Source organism: Chelatococcus sp. CO-6 (assembly GCF_001271345.1).
GTDB lineage: Bacteria > Pseudomonadota > Alphaproteobacteria > Rhizobiales > Beijerinckiaceae > Chelatococcus_A > Chelatococcus_A caeni.
Genome location: NZ_CP012399.1, coordinates 450756 through 462899, shown reverse-complemented (window position 1 = coordinate 462899; position 12144 = coordinate 450756). Strand labels below are relative to the sequence as shown.

The following is a 12144-nucleotide window of genomic DNA, read 5'->3' as shown; positions in this document are numbered from 1 at the left end:
ACCATGAGGCCGAGACCACAGGTGAGCATGACAGACGAGACCATCGCCCCGTCGGCGGACAGGCCGGAGGCAGGCCCCGAGGAGGCCCGCCCCATCGCCCGGCGCACGCTGCACGACGAGGTCGTCACCCGCATCCGCGACATGATCACCGAGGGCCAGCTGGCGCCGGGGGCGCGGGTGCACGAGGGCCAACTCGGCGCGGCGCTGGGCATCTCGCGCACGCCCCTGCGCGAGGCGCTGAAGTTCCTGGCGCGCGAGGGGCTGATCGAGCTCGTGCCGAGCCGCGGCGCCATCGTGCGCCGCTTCTCGCCGAAGGACGTCTACGACATGCTGAGCGTGCTGGCGACGCTGGAGGCGGAGGCCGGGCGCCTCGCCTGCGCCAACGCCAGCGACGCCGACATCGCGGCGGTCGCCGCCCTGCACGCGCGCATGATGGCCTTCTACGCGAGCCGCAACCGGCTCGAGTACTTCAAGCTCAACCAGGCCATCCACACGGCCATCGTGCGCCTGTCGGGCAATGCGGTGCTCGCCGACATCCACGAGACGCTGCAGTCGCGCCTCAAGCGCATCCGCTTCCTCGGCAACCAGGAGCCGCCCAAGTGGGACGAGGCCGTCGCCGAGCACGAGGAGATGATCACGGCCCTCACCGCCCGCGACCCCGACCGCCTCGCCAAAATCCTCGCAAACCACATGCGAAACAGCTGGGAACGCGTCAGGCAGACGCTCCCGTAGGGTCGGAAGCCTCAACCCTCCCGGTCAGGCTCGTCATCGCAAGTCGGACCCGGTCCGATCTGCCAACACAATGCGCCCTTTCCTGTCGTCATGCCCGCGCTTGTCGCGGGCATCCGCGCCGCACCGCCGATACCAGGCTGAAAGGCGTGGATGGCCGGGACAAGCCCGGCCATGACGTTCGCGCGTCTCATCCCCCTTCCATTCGCGTCGGTCGGACAGCCGTCGCGCCGATCGACGCCGCGTGATGAGCACGGCCGACGGCCCGAGCGGTCGCGTCTCTGATGGCTACGCCAGCTGCGGGGCGCACCTCTCCCGGTACCTGCCCCTCGCCGCCGCGCTCCGCCTCCCCATCGCCGTCGACGCTCCCGATTCCATGCCAGGCGCGCCACCGCACCGGTGCAAGGCACCGCGCCATCCGCGTTCTATATTCTGTATGCAGAATACTTGATGCCGAATTAAGGCGGTGCTAGCGTCACCGGGTCCGATCGGTCAGGGGGGCGCAGATCCTCCGGCCCCGCATGGGAAACGCTCGATATCCGCCGGCCGGTCCCGCCTCACGGCCCGCGCAACGTTGGAGGGAAAGACAATGTCCGTGACCACCCGGTCCGTGATCGCCCGGTCCACGACCACTCCGTCCATGACCACTCGTCGGCAGGTGCTCGCAGGAATGGCCGCTGCGGGCGCAGCCCTCGGCCTCGGCGCGAGCCCGTTGCGTGCCGCGCCGCGCAAGCTGCGTCTCGGCCACCCGCACCCTGAATCGGACAACTGGCACAAGGTCTCGCTGCGCTTCGCCGAGATGGTGCGCGAGCGGTCCGGGGGCGAGCTCGAAATCCAGGTCTTCGCCAACGGCGTGCTCGGCAGCGACCCGACCATGATCAACGCCGTGCGTGGCGGCTCGCTCGACATCGCGCTCACCGGCAATCCCTTCTTCACCGGCCTCGCGCCCAAGCTCAACGTGCTCGACCTGCCCTTCCTCTTCAACGACCGCAAGCACGTGGCCGCGGTCCTCGACGGGGAGATCGGCGACGAGATGCGGGCCGAGCTCGGGCAGAGCGGCCTCGTCGCCCTCTCCACCTGGGAAGTCGGCTGGCGCAATCTCACCAACAGCCGCCGCCCGGTGAGGACGCCCGCCGACCTTGCCGGCCTCAAGATCCGCACGACGCCGAACCCGGCCCACGTCAAGGCCTTCCAGCTGCTCGGCGCCGTGCCGACGCCGATGGCCTTCACCGAGCTGTTCACGGCGCTCGAGATGCGCTCCGTCGACGGCCAGGAGAACCCCGTCACCCTCATCCTGAACGCCAAGTTCTACGAGGTGCAGAAGCACGTCAGCCTCACCCGCCACGCCTTCACGACGGCGCCGCTCATCACCAACAAGGCGAGCTTCGAGGCGATGGACGAGAAGAACCGCGAGATTCTCTCGCTGGCTGCGCGCGAATGCGCCGTTCTCCTGCGCACGGCGAACGAGGAGACCGAGGCGACCGCGCTCGCCGCGCTGAAGCAGGAGGGCATGGAGGCGGTGGAGGATCCCGACCGCGCCGCCTTCGCCGCCATCGTCATGGAGCCGGTCCGCAAGGACTATGTCGAGAAGTTCGGCTCCGCCCTGCTCGACCGCATCGTCGCCGCCGCCTGACGACACGCCCGGCCGTCTCGGCGGCCGGGCACCCATCGTTCGCGCCTCGTTTCAAGCTGCCACAGGGTTCCCCATGCGCGTCGTCGACCTCAGCATGGCCATCGCGCCGCATTTCCGCTGGAAGCCGGAGATCTCCGTGACCGGCAACATCGCCCAGGGCGATCAGTTCCGCGTCACGCGGATCGCGACCACCTGCCATGGCTTCACCCATGTGGATGCCATGGCCCATTTCATCGCCGACGCGCCGACGATCGAGCACACGGACCTGGCCCGCGTCGTGGGGCCGGCGCGGGTCTTCGACCTTTCCGGGGTCGCGCCGGACAGCCCCATCGAGCCCGACGTGCTCGCCGCGGCCGATCCGGGCGGCGGCGAGGGCGAGATCCTGCTGCTCGCCGCCCAATGGGACCGCCGTCGCGATATCGCGACGCGCAGCTTCTGGACCGAGGCCCCCTGGCTCAGCCGGGCGAGCGCCGAATGGCTGCTGGAACGCCGCCCGAGCGCCGTGGCGGTCGATTTCCCGCAGGACTATCCCATCCGCCTGCTGCTCGACGGCAAGACGGTGCCCGACGAGCAGCACGTCACGCATGACGTGCTGCTGCGCAACGGCGTCACCCTCGTGGAATATGTCGTCAACACCGCCGCCCTCTCCTCGCGGCGCGTCCTCTTCAGCGCCGCGCCGCTGAAGATCGCGGGGGCCGACGGCGCTCCCGCCCGCGTCTACGCCATCGAGGGCCTGCCGGTCTGACCCGGACCGGGAGCACGCGAGAGGGGGCCGATGTCACGTTTCGTCGATCTGGGGTTTCGCGCGGTCGAGGCGCTGCTCGTCGTCCTCCTCGCCGTGCTCGTCTGCCTCGTCTTCACCAACGTGGTGCTGCGCTATGCCTTCGACAGCGGCATCATCGCCACGGAGGAGATCTCGCGCCTCGTCTTCGTGTGGATCGTCTTCGTCGGCGCGGTTCCGGTGATGCGGCTTCACGGCCATCTCGGCGTCGACATGTTCGTCGAGAGCATGCCCGCGCGCGGGCGCTTCTTGGCGACGCTGACGGCGAACCTCGTCATGCTCGGCTGCTGCGTGATCTTCGGCTGGGGAACCTGGCGGCAGAGCCTGATCAACGCCGACAACGCGGCGCCGATCACCGGCATCGCCACCGGCTGGGCCTATGCCGCGGCGACGATCTCCGCCGTCTCGATCGGCATCATCGTCCTCGCCGACCTCGTGCGGCTCATTCGCACGGGCGAGCCCGTGCGCGCGCAACCCGGCGGAGACGTCGCGTGACGATCCTCATCTTCGCGACCGTCCTCCTCGGCTCCGTCGTCATCGGCCTGCCGATCGCCTTCGCGCTCCTCGCCACGGCCGTCGCGCTGATGCTGCATCTCGATGCCTTCGACATCGACATCATCGGCCTGCAGATGGTGAACGGCGCCGACAGCTTCCCGCTGCTCGCCATCCCCTTCTTCCTCCTCGCCGGCGAGGCCATGAACGCGGGCGGCCTGTCGCGCCGGCTCATCGACTTCTGCATGGCGATGGTGGGCCACCTGAAGGGCGGGCTCGGCTACGTCGCCATCTTCACCGCGCTCATGCTGGCGAGCCTGTCCGGCTCGGCCGTCGCCGATACCGCGGCGCTCGCCGCCATGCTGCTGCCGGTGATGCGCCAGGCCGGCTACGATGCCGGACGCTCGGCCGGGCTCATCGCGTCGGGCGGCATCATCGCCCCCGTCATTCCGCCGTCGATCGGCTACATCATCTTCGGCGTCGCCGGCGGCGTCTCCATCACGCGCCTGTTCCTCGCCGGCATCGTCCCCGGCGTCCTGATGGCGCTCGCCCTTGCCGCGACCTGGTGGGCGACCTGCCGCATGGACCGGCTGGAGGCCCTGCCGCGCAGGAGCTGGGCGGAAGCCGGACGCGCCTTCCTCGCCTCGCTGTTCGCGCTCTTCCTGCCTGTCATCATCGTCGGCGGGCTCAAGCTCGGCATCTTCACGCCCACCGAGGCGGCGGTCGTCGCCTGCGTCTACGCCATCTTCGCCGGCTTCGTCATCTATGGCGAGCTGACGCCCGCAAAGCTCTACCGCTGCGCCATCGCGGCCGTGCGCACCACGGCCGCCGTGATGTTCCTCGTCGGCGGCGCGGCGGTGACGGCCTATCTCGTGACGATCGCCAACGTGCCCGGCGAGATCTCCGCCCTGCTCGGCCCGCTCGCCGAGCACCCGATCCTGCTGATGGTGACGATCCAGCTGCTCGTCATCGTCATCGGCACGGCGCTCGACTTCATCCCAACGATCCTCATCCTCACGCCGGTGCTGCTGCCGGTCGCCAAGCAGGCCGGCGTCGACCCGGTCTATTTCGGCGTGATCTTCGTCATGAACTGCGCCATCGGCCTGCTGACGCCGCCGGTGGGGACGGTGCTCAACGTCTGCTCGGCCGTCGGGCGGCTGCCGCTCGCCTCCGTCATCCGGGGCGTGCTGCCCTTCCTCGTCGCCGAGGTGGCGATCCTCTTCCTGCTGACGCTCTTCCCGCAGCTCGTGCTGGTGCCGGCGCGCTGGTTCTACTGACAGGCGCCGCGCGCGTCAGTGCAGCTTTTCGGTATAGACGAACTTCGGCATGCTCCAGCCGTAGCGCAGCGCGAGCAGGCGCAGCGCAAGGCCCGCGAGCATCGCGATCCCCATGGCGAGGGCATGCGGCAGGCCGGCATATTGGCCGCCGATATAGAGGGCGCCCGCCAGGATCGAGACCGTCGCATAGAGCTCGGCGCGGAACAGCAGCGGCACCTCGGTGCACAGGACGTCGCGCAGCACGCCGCCGACGCAGCCCGAGATCATGCCCGAGGCGATGACGATGACATAGGGCATGCCGAGCGCGAGCGCGATGTTGCAGCCGATCACGGTGAAGACGACGAGGCCGACCGCGTCGAGGAAGAGGAACAACCGGCGCAGGTGATGCATGTAGCGGGCGATGAAGACGGTGGCGAGCGCCGCCCCGGCCGTGATGAGCAGATAGGAGGGATGCTCGATCCAGGTGAGCGGATGGCGGCCGAGCAGCACGTCCCGCACCGATCCGCCGCCGAGGGCGGTGATGGCCCCGAGCATCGCGACGCCCAGCCAGTCCATGGAGCGCCGGCCGGCGGCGAGGGCCGCCGTCATCGCCTCCGCAACGATCGCCACGATATAGAGGACGTTGAGGATCTGCTCGGATTGCATGCTCGGCGTGCGGATCGTGAAGGGGCTCCGTCGGTCGGAGCGTGACTGTACGTGCGAAAAGCCAACAAAAGCTTTCAGGGCATGGACAGACCCAAGCCGGGCCTGCGGCTTCGCCGGACGACGGGGACATGACTGCCCCGTCGCCCGGCGAAAAGCCCATGCTCGTCAGCCGGCTGCCGCCCTCCGCTCGGCCACCTTGGCGGTCGCGACGCGGCCTTCGGCATCGAAGGTCAGCGGCCGGTCGCCGGCCTCGTCCCTGATGCGGCTCGGCAGGCCCATCCGGCCGAGAAGGTCGAGGAAAGGCTGCGGCGGCAGCTCCTCCACATTGGCCATGCGGCCGACGTCCCAGGTCCCCTCGGCGATGAGGAGCGCGGCCGCGACCGGCGGCACGCCCGCCGTGTAGGAGATGGCCTGGCTGCCGACCTCGCTGTAGGCCTCCGCATGGTCCGAGACGTTGTAGATGAAGACCTCGCGCGGCTGGCCGTCCTTGACGCCCTTGACGAGGTCGCCGATGCAGGTCTTGCCCGTGTAGTCCGGGGCCAGCGACGAGGGATCCGGCAGCACGGCCTTCACCACCTTGAGCGGAACGACCTCCTGCCCCTCGGCCGTGCGGATCGGCTGCTCGGAGAGGAGGCCGAGGTTCTTCAGCACGGTGAAGACGGTGATGTAGCGCTCGCCAAAACCCATCCAGAAGCGGATGTCCGGCACGCCGAGGTTCTGCGACAGCGAGTGGATCTCGTCGTGGCCGGTCATGTAGGTGGTGCGCGTGCCGACCACCGGCAGGTCCCAGTCCTTGCGGATCTCGAACATCTTGTTCGACGTCCACTTACCCTTCTGCCACGACCACACCTGCCCCGTGAATTCGCGGAAATTGATCTCGGGATCGAAGTTTGTGGCGAAGTAGCGGCCGTGGTCGCCGGCATTCACGTCGATGATGTCGATCGAGTCGATGCGGTCGAAATGCTCATCGCGCGCGAGCGCCGCATAGGCGTTGACGACGCCCGGGTCGAAGCCGGCACCGAGCACGGCCGTCACGCCGGCCTTGGCGCATTCCTCGCGCCGCTTCCACTCGTAATTGCCGTACCACGGCGGGGTCTCGCAGATCTTCAGTGGATCCTCGTGGATCGCCGTGTCGATATAGGCCCCACCGGTGCGGATGCACGCGGTGAGGATAGACATGTTGAGGAAGGCCGAGCCCACGTTGATGACGATCTGACTGTTCGTGGACCGGATGAGCTCTGCCGTCTTCTCCACATCGAGGGCGTCGAGCGCATGGGCGACGAGCTTGCCGGCCGTCTTCAGGCTCTTCTTCTCGTGGACGGACTGGACGATCGCCTCGCACTTGGCGAAAGTCCGCGAAGCGATATGGATATCGCCGAGGACATCGTTGTGCTGCGCGCATTTGTGGGCCACCACCTGGCCCACGCCACCGGCACCGATGATCAGAACGTTCCTTTTCATTTGGGCTTGGATCTCCTTTCGTTCCGGATGAGCCTCAGGACAGGCTCGACTTGTAGTCTTCGAAGGAAAATTCGCGCACGACGCGCAGGCTGCCGTCGAGCTCACGCACGACGATGGACGGCATCTGGACGCCGTTGAACCAGTTCTTCTTGACCATCGTGTAGCCGGCGGCATCGTTGATGGAGATGCGGTCGCCCGGCTTCAGCGGTGCCTCGAAGGAAAATTCGCCGAAGATGTCGCCGGCCAGGCACGACTTGCCGCAGACCATATAGCGGTGCGGGCCCGCGTCGGGGCTGACCTTGGCGCTCTGCCGGTAGATCAGCAGGTCGAGCATGTGCGCCTCCGTCGAGCTGTCGACGATGGCGAGGTCCTTGCCGTTGTGGAGCGTGTCGAGCACGCTCACCTTGAGCGTGGTGCTCTTCGTCACGGCCGCCTCGCCCGGCTCGAGATAGACCTCAACGCCGAAGCGCTGCGAGAAGGCTTTCAGCCGCTCGCAGAACAATTCGAGCGGATAGCCCTCGCCGGTAAAATGGATGCCGCCGCCGAGGCTCACCCAGTCGACCTTGGACAGGAAGGCCCCGAACCTGTCCTCGATCTGGCCGAGCATCCGGTCAAAAAGGCCGAAATCGGCGTTCTCGCAGTTGTTGTGGATCATGAAGCCGTCTAGCTCGTCGACGACGGCCGCGATCTTCTCAGGGTCCCATTCCCCCAGCCGGCTGAACGGGCGGGCGGGGTCGGCGAGGTCGAAGTCCGACGAACTGACGCCGGGGTTGAGGCGCAGCCCGCGCGCCAGCGCGCCGGCGCGATCGGCGAAGCGCTCCAGCTGGCCGATCGAGTTGAAGATGATCTTGTCGGCATTCGCCACGACGGCGTCGATCTCGTGATCGGCGAAGGCCACGCTGTAGGCATGCGTCTCGCCGCCGAAGGTCTCGCGCCCGAGCCGGACCTCGAAGAGCGAGGAGGAGGTGGTGCCGTCCATGTACTCGCGCATCAGGTCGAACACCGACCAGGTGGCGAAGCACTTGAGCGCCAGCAGCGCCTTCGCCCCCGAATGTTCGCGCACGCGCTCGATCACGCGCAGGTTGCGCATGAGCGCGCTCTTGTCGATGAGGTAATAGGGCGTCTGCAGCTTCAAGATCTCTTGCCCGTCGGGTTGATGGTTGGTGCGCTGCGGCTCCGCGGCCGTCGCGCTGAAAATGCCGCCCGGCGCACGGACACCCGGTGGCCGCAGGCCATCGGTGCCGGTGCGCGCAGCGACTGTTATGGGCGGGGAGCGGCTATGCCCGGCAGGCCGCAAGACCCGTCGTCGGGAAAAGCGCTTTGGCGCTGTTGCCCCGCTCGCGTGTCTTTCTGCCCGCTGTTCGTGCGGCTGGCGACATGGCGGCCCAAATGGCCGCATCAGGACAGATGCCCCGATCCGTGGCGCATAGCGCCGTCGCGTGCGCCCTTATGGCGCGCGCCCCAAAAGGTTCTTCCGTTTGGGTGGCATCCAGTCCGACTGAGCCCATCCCCAATTGGAAGAGGGCGTCGTGAGACATGGCGTCCTCCCCAACCAGCAGATGAAACCTGCAAAAGGTCGTCCGGCCTTATCGCATCGATGGCCCGAATGCAACTCCGGGGAGCGCTTCCGGCCATGCCGGAGCGCCGCGATCGCCATCGTTCAGCGCAGCGCCACGGCGGCCGCAGACGTATCCCGTCCGGTTTCGCCGGCGGTCTCTTCGGACGTCTCGTCGAGCCGCCAGCGCAGGCGCACGCCTCCGCCGGGCGTGCTCTCGAGCATGGGAATGGCCGACAGGAGCTCGCGGGTATAGGCGTGCTGCGGCCGGTCGAAGATCGCGTCGCGGGTCCCCTCCTCCACGATCCGCCCGTCCTGCATCACCACCACCCGGTCCGCCACCTGCTCGACGACGCCGAGGTCGTGGCTGATGAAGAGGCAGGAGAAGCCGTGCTTGTGCTGCAGCTCCGCGAAGAGATCGAGGATCTGCGCCCGTACCGTCACGTCGAGCGCCGAGACCGGCTCGTCGGCGATGACGAAGGACGGACGGCGGACCACCGCGCGGGCGATGGCGACGCGCTGGCGCTGCCCGCCCGACAGCTCGTGCGGATAGCGGTCGGCATAGTCTTCGGAGAGGCCCACCTCGCGCAGCACCTCGACGACGCGCTCCGCCTTGTCGCGCCCGTTCATGCCGACCATGAGCCGGAGAGGCTCGCGCACGAGGGCGCCGATGGTCATGCGCGGATCGAGCGAGGAATAGGGGTCCTGGAACACCATCTGGCAATTGAGCCGATAGTCGCGCCAGCCCTCCCCGCCCGCCACGACGGGCCGGCCGGCGAAGCGGATCTCGCCGCCGCTCGGACGCACGAGGCCGGCAATGGCCCGGCCGAGCGTCGTCTTGCCCGAGCCCGAGCCGCCGACGAGCGCCACCACCTCGCGCGGCCGGATCGACAGGTCGATGCCGTGCAGCGCGCGCTTGCCGGCCTGCCTGCGCATGAAGCCCTGGCGCCCGGCGTAGTCGACGACGAGGTCGCGCACCTCGACGGCAGGCGCCGGGGCCGGGGGCACCTCGCGCGTGGGCAGGCGCCGCGGCATGGCGGCGAGGAGCTTCTGGGTATAGGGATGCCGCGGCTGGCGCAGCAGGTCCTGCGTCGTGCCCTCCTCGACGACCTCGCCCTTGCACATGACGATGATGCGGTCGGTATAGCGGGCCACCATCGCGAGATCATGGCTGATCATGAGCACCGCCGTGCCGTGCGCCCGCGTCAGTTCGACCATGAGCTCGAGCACGTCGCGCTGCACGACGGCGTCGAGCGCCGTCGTCGGCTCGTCGGCGATGAGCAGCGCCGGCTGCAGCAGCATGGCGGAGGCGAGCATGATGCGCTGGCGCATGCCGCCGGAGAACTGGTGCGGATAGGAGGAAAGCGCCCCCTCGGGATCCCTGATGCCGACCCGCGCCAGCATGTCGAGGGCGCGGGCCCGCCGCCCCCCGGCGGCGAGCTTCGTGTGCAGCGCCAGCCCCTCGTCGAGCTGGCGGCCGACGAGCATGGAGGGGTTGAGGGACGTCATCGGCTCCTGGAAGACCATGCCCACGCGGGCGCCGCGCAGCTGCCGGAGCTCCCCGGGGGCCATCGTCGTGACCTCCCGCCCTCGAAGCGGATCGACCCGGCGGAGCGGCGGATGGCCGGCGGCTCGAGGCCCATGATTGCGCGGGCGGCGAGCGTCTTGCCGCTGCCGGATTCGCCGACGATGCCGACGATCTCGCCCGGCGCGACCGAAAAGCCGATGGTCCGGACGACGTCGAGGCCGGTGCGCGCCACCGTCAGCGTCAGGCCCTCGACGTTGAGAAGTTCGCGGCGGTCCATGTCACACCCCCCGCATGCGCGGATCGAGCCTGTCGCGCAGCGCATCGCCGAGAAGATTGATGCCGAGCAGCGTCAGCGAGATGCACAGGCCGGGGAAGATGCCGAGCCATACCGCCTGCGCGATGAAGGAGCGGCTCGAGGCCAGCATGTTGCCCCAGGTCGGTGCCGGCGGCGGCACGCCGAGGCCGAGGAAGGAGAGCGCGCTCTCCGACAGCAGCACCCAGCCGAACATCGAGGTCGCGAGCACGGTCAGCGGCGCGATGCAGTTGGGCAGCACGTGCCGCATCACCGTGAAGATCTCGGAATTGCCCATGACGCGCGAGGCCTCGACGAATTCGCGCTCGCGCAGCGACAGCACCGTGCCGCGCACGATGCGGGCGACGGACGGCGTATAGGCGAGGCCGAGCGCGAGGATGATGCCGTATTTGTTGGCGCCGAAGACCGCGAGCAGCCCGAGCGCCAGCAGGATGCCGGGAAAAGCGAGGAGCGCGTCGTTGAAGGCCATCAGGATGCGGTCGGTCCAGCCGCGCAGGTAGCCGGTGAGCAGGCCGATGATGGTGCCGCCGGTGACGGCCGCGGCGACGGTGACGAGGCTGATCCACACGCTGGTGGCCGCCGCCGCCATCAGGCGGCTGAGGACATCGCGGCCGAACTCGTCGGTGCCCAGAAGATAGGCCCCGCCCGGCGGCTGCAGGCGCGCGGCGAAGTTGATCTTGAGCGGATCGACCGGCGTCCACACGGCGCCGAGAAGCGCGGCGACGACGACGACGCCGATGATCGCGCCGCCGAGGACGGCGTTCGGGGCAGGCAGTCTCATTCCGCGGTCACCCTCGGATCGAAGACGGGATAGAGCAGATCGACCACGAGGTTCACCACCACGTAGACGAAGGCGACGAACAGCAGACAGCCCTGGATGACGGGATAGTCGCGGGCGAAGATGGAATCGACCAGCAGCCGCCCGAGCCCGGGGATGGTAAAGACCGTCTCGACGACGGCGATGCCGCCGAGGAGATTGCCGAGCACGAGGCCGATCAGCGTCCAGGTGGGGCCGAAGGCGTTCTTGAAGGCGTGCCGCCACAGCACCGCCCTTTCCGACAGCCCCTTGGCGCGGGCATGGGTGATGTAGTCGAGCCGCAGCACCTCGAGCGTGCTCGCGCGCGACATGCGGATGAGCACGCCCATCTCGTGCAGGAACAGCGTCGCGACTGGCATGAGGATGTAGAGGAGGGCCGCGGTCGGATTGTCCCAGAAGGACACGTAGCCGACGACCGGCAGCCACTCCAGCTTCAGCCCGAACAGGAGAAGCAGCAGCAGCCCCAGCCAGAAGGTCGGGATGGAGAGGAGCACGGTCGCGGTGCCGACGAGGGCGAGGTCGAGCGCGCTGTTCTGCCGCCAGGCGGCGATGACCCCCGCGGGCACGGCAATGAGGCTCGCGATGGCGACGGCGATGAAGACGATGCGGGCGCTCACCCAGAAGCGCTCCAGCACCAGGGGCAGCACCGGCTGGCCGGAGGTGATGGACAGGCCGAGATCGCCCCTGAGGACATTGCCGAACCAGATGACGAACTGCGTGGCGATGTCCTTGTCGAGGCCGAGGCGCTCGCGCAGGTCGGCAAGGCTCGCCGGATCCGCGAGGTCGCCGAGCATCAGCGAGGCCGGGTCGCCCGGAATGAGGCGGATGAGGACGAAGACCGCAACCGCCATGATGGCGAGGGTCGGCACGGCCATGAGGATCCGTCTGATGGCGAAGCGCAGCATGAGCCCTG

10 protein-coding genes and 1 pseudogene are annotated in these 12144 nt (G+C 68.5%); 5 read left to right on the top strand and 6 right to left on the bottom strand.

Annotated features, from left to right (window positions below; genetic code table 11):
• Positions 1 to 27 precede the first annotated feature (27 nt).
• The 5 genes from AL346_RS22660 (at position 28) to AL346_RS22640 (ending at position 4912) form a co-directional block, all read left to right on the top strand.
• Positions 28 to 732 carry a GntR family transcriptional regulator gene (locus tag AL346_RS22660; RefSeq protein WP_053194162.1) on the top strand — a complete coding sequence of 235 codons (705 nt, stop codon included), beginning with the start codon at positions 28 to 30 and terminating at the stop codon, positions 730 to 732.
• 637 nt (positions 733 to 1369) lie between these two features.
• Positions 1370 to 2362, top strand: coding sequence for a TRAP transporter substrate-binding protein (locus AL346_RS22655; protein WP_026015011.1), 993 nt, complete (start codon positions 1370 to 1372; stop codon positions 2360 to 2362).
• 73 nt (positions 2363 to 2435) lie between these two features.
• Complete coding sequence (locus tag AL346_RS22650) at positions 2436 to 3107, top strand: cyclase family protein (protein ID WP_019401492.1); 672 nt, start codon at positions 2436 to 2438, stop codon at positions 3105 to 3107.
• Between the two features lie 30 nt (positions 3108 to 3137).
• Entirely contained in the window at positions 3138 to 3638 is a 501-nt protein-coding gene (locus AL346_RS22645) for a TRAP transporter small permease (protein ID WP_019401491.1), read from the top strand.
• Complete coding sequence (locus AL346_RS22640) at positions 3635 to 4912, top strand: TRAP transporter large permease (protein ID WP_019401490.1); 1278 nt, start codon at positions 3635 to 3637, stop codon at positions 4910 to 4912. Before AL346_RS22645 ends, AL346_RS22640 begins: the two co-directional genes overlap by 4 nt.
• Positions 4913 to 4927: 15 nt before the next feature.
• Here the strand turns inward: AL346_RS22640 and AL346_RS22635 are convergent, their stop codons facing one another.
• From AL346_RS22635 to AL346_RS22610, 6 genes and pseudogenes are all read right to left on the bottom strand, one after another.
• Positions 4928 to 5557 (bottom strand): trimeric intracellular cation channel family protein, encoded by a 630-nt coding sequence (locus AL346_RS22635; protein ID WP_019401489.1) that lies wholly within the window; start codon positions 5555 to 5557, stop codon positions 4928 to 4930.
• A gap of 165 nt (positions 5558 to 5722) precedes the next feature.
• Positions 5723 to 7018 carry a saccharopine dehydrogenase family protein gene (locus tag AL346_RS22630; RefSeq protein WP_019401488.1) on the bottom strand — a complete coding sequence of 432 codons (1296 nt, stop codon included), beginning with the start codon at positions 7016 to 7018 and terminating at the stop codon, positions 5723 to 5725.
• Between the two features lie 34 nt (positions 7019 to 7052).
• Positions 7053 to 8153: a carboxynorspermidine decarboxylase gene (gene nspC, locus AL346_RS22625; protein WP_019401487.1), complete on the bottom strand. Its 1101-nt coding sequence runs from the start codon at positions 8151 to 8153 to the stop codon at positions 7053 to 7055.
• 525 nt (positions 8154 to 8678) lie between these two features.
• Positions 8679 to 10378, bottom strand: a pseudogene (locus tag AL346_RS25865) (ABC transporter ATP-binding protein).
• Between the two features lies 1 nt (position 10379).
• Positions 10380 to 11195, bottom strand: coding sequence for an ABC transporter permease (locus tag AL346_RS22615; protein WP_053194160.1), 816 nt, complete (start codon positions 11193 to 11195; stop codon positions 10380 to 10382).
• Entirely contained in the window at positions 11192 to 12136 is a 945-nt protein-coding gene (locus AL346_RS22610; RefSeq protein ID WP_019400182.1) for an ABC transporter permease, read from the bottom strand. Before AL346_RS22610 ends, AL346_RS22615 begins: the two co-directional genes overlap by 4 nt.
• Positions 12137 to 12144 lie beyond the last annotated feature (8 nt).